Origin of the sequence: Hydrocoleum sp. CS-953 (assembly GCF_002260545.1) — a bacterium.
Classification (GTDB): Bacteria; Cyanobacteriota; Cyanobacteriia; order Cyanobacteriales; family Microcoleaceae; genus Trichodesmium.
This window is the reverse complement of the sequence record NZ_LGSU01000074.1, coordinates 1-1,991: the sequence shown is the minus strand read 5'-3', so window position 1 is coordinate 1,991 and position 1,991 is coordinate 1. Positions and strand designations below refer to the sequence as shown.

The 1,991-nt window shown below is 33.8% G+C and carries 2 protein-coding genes; both read right to left on the bottom strand.

Annotated elements, in window-relative coordinates:
* Nucleotides 1-672: 672 nt before the first annotated feature.
* Nucleotides 673-1,191 (bottom strand): DUF928 domain-containing protein, encoded by a 519-nt coding sequence (locus tag AFK68_RS43915; protein ID WP_371357150.1) that lies wholly within the window; start codon nt 1,189-1,191, stop codon nt 673-675.
* Between the two features lie 8 nt (nt 1,192-1,199).
* Nucleotides 1,200-1,540 (bottom strand): DUF928 domain-containing protein (locus AFK68_RS43910; RefSeq protein ID WP_371357149.1); only part of this gene is annotated, 341 nt, incomplete at its 3' end.
* Nucleotides 1,541-1,991: the final 451 nt, after the last annotated feature.

Sequence of the window (1,991 nt, the reverse complement as noted above, 5' to 3'; positions counted from 1 at the left end):
ACACCTATCTTTAATTTCTTTTCTATTCCTTATTTCCCAGTTAAGTGTTCCCTAAAACCTAGAATTTTGTACCTCACGCTTTTTGGGAATTGCTATATAATACCATTTTCATAAAGGTAAGCATTTCCTCCGGAATGCTGCGCAAACAGCCGTCAGCTATAATTTATTAAGTTATTATTTCACTAAGATGAAGAAGAAATTAGTTTCCAAGGAAAATTAAAAGTTACCACATTAGCTTTGAGCAATCTGAACTTACCAAATAATTAATTATTATAGGAATGCTAAATATAGCAATCCTAAATAGCTCGTGACAAATCAAAAAGTAGATAAAAAACTTGAGACTCCCGGTTGTTAACTGTTACCAGTTAAGTGTTTCCTAAAAGCGGTAAGGTTTTTTATACACAAAGAAAATAGGACTGCTATAGGATATTTCCTTATATTTAATCCTCTCGGTTTTAACCAGAGGTAATTATCAATAGACATCTGGTGAAAAAGATATAGACTTTTTGTTCTTAGAGAGAACAGGGAATTTATTCTTACGAAAAAGATGCGAAAAATAATTTTGTCACTGAATTTTACAACTCTAGCTTATCTTAAATAAAGAGCAAGTTTATTTTCTGGAGAGGTCTAATTATCCATTATCCATTATCCATTATCCATTAATGACCAGATTTAATCTTCTCTTTCACAACAATCTAATATAGCTGCTGGAATTAATTCTTCTTTACCCTGAGAATTAGCCGAGTTAAATAATTCTTCCCAGTCATCTATTAACTTCGGATTATTTGGATTTAACCTCCGAAGTTGTACCATACTTTCTAAAGCATCATACCAAATTCCTTGGGAAGCGTAGACAGTTGGTAGAGTTAGAGGTGTGACACCTGCTAACTTATTATAGAGACTTATTTTAGGTTGAATACGTTGAATTATACCTTCAACAAATGGGTTTCCACTACGATCTCCTAGTTCAGAAATACAAAATATTTGTACTCCCCATAAATAGTTTTTTCTTACTTCTAAAGGAGGTGATTTTTTGGGGGAAATCTTAATTCTAATAATACCTGATTTTTCCGGAAGCTGCAAACGATGATTATAAATATCATTCTTCTCTGCATCTGTAATAAAAAACTCTGCTTCCTGAGCATCTTTGTAAGGGGGAATATAGACAAAAAATGTTGGATATTTAGATATAGTTAATNCCCCATAAATAGTTTTTTCTTACTTCTAAAGGAGGTGATTTTTTGGGGGAAATCTTAATTCTAATAATACCTGATTTTTCCGGAAGCTGCAAACGATGATTATAAATATCATTCTTCTCTGCATCTGTAATAAAAAACTCTGCTTCCTGAGCATCTTTGTAAGGGGGAATATAGACAAAAAATGTTGGATATTTAGATATAGTTAATCCCGATCTCGTTTCTGGAACTAAAAGAGTTAACTTTTTATTTCCTAATAAACAGCTACCACTACCAACAGATTTACCACGGGTTGCTGGAGCTGCTGTTGCTGGAGGTGCCCCTCTATCTGGAGGTATGTACATTTGAGAAATTTTCCAGCTACTACTAATATTTCTCAAGGTAGCTATTGCTAAAACTGGTCTTTGTAAAACAGCAGAAATACTCCATAGCTTTATGAGTACAGTAACTGATAAACTAGCAATTAATAATAGGTATTTCATATTTTCTAGGAAATAGGGAATAGGGAATAGGGAATAGGGAATAGGGAATAGGGAATAGGGAATAGGGAATAGGGAGAAAGCAAAAAATCTTTATCCCGTCAGTTGTACGACATTAATATGGAATATGCTTTATAGCAATGAGCGCTGGTATATTTACAAATTGTAGTAGGGGCAAAAGAGCTATAACTCTTATATTATCGGCAATTTATTCCCCCTGTTGCCTGTTCCAATAGTGCCTGTTCCCNGCAAAAGAGCTATAACTCTTATATTATCGGCAATTTATTCCCCCTGTTGCCTGTTCCAATAGTGCCTG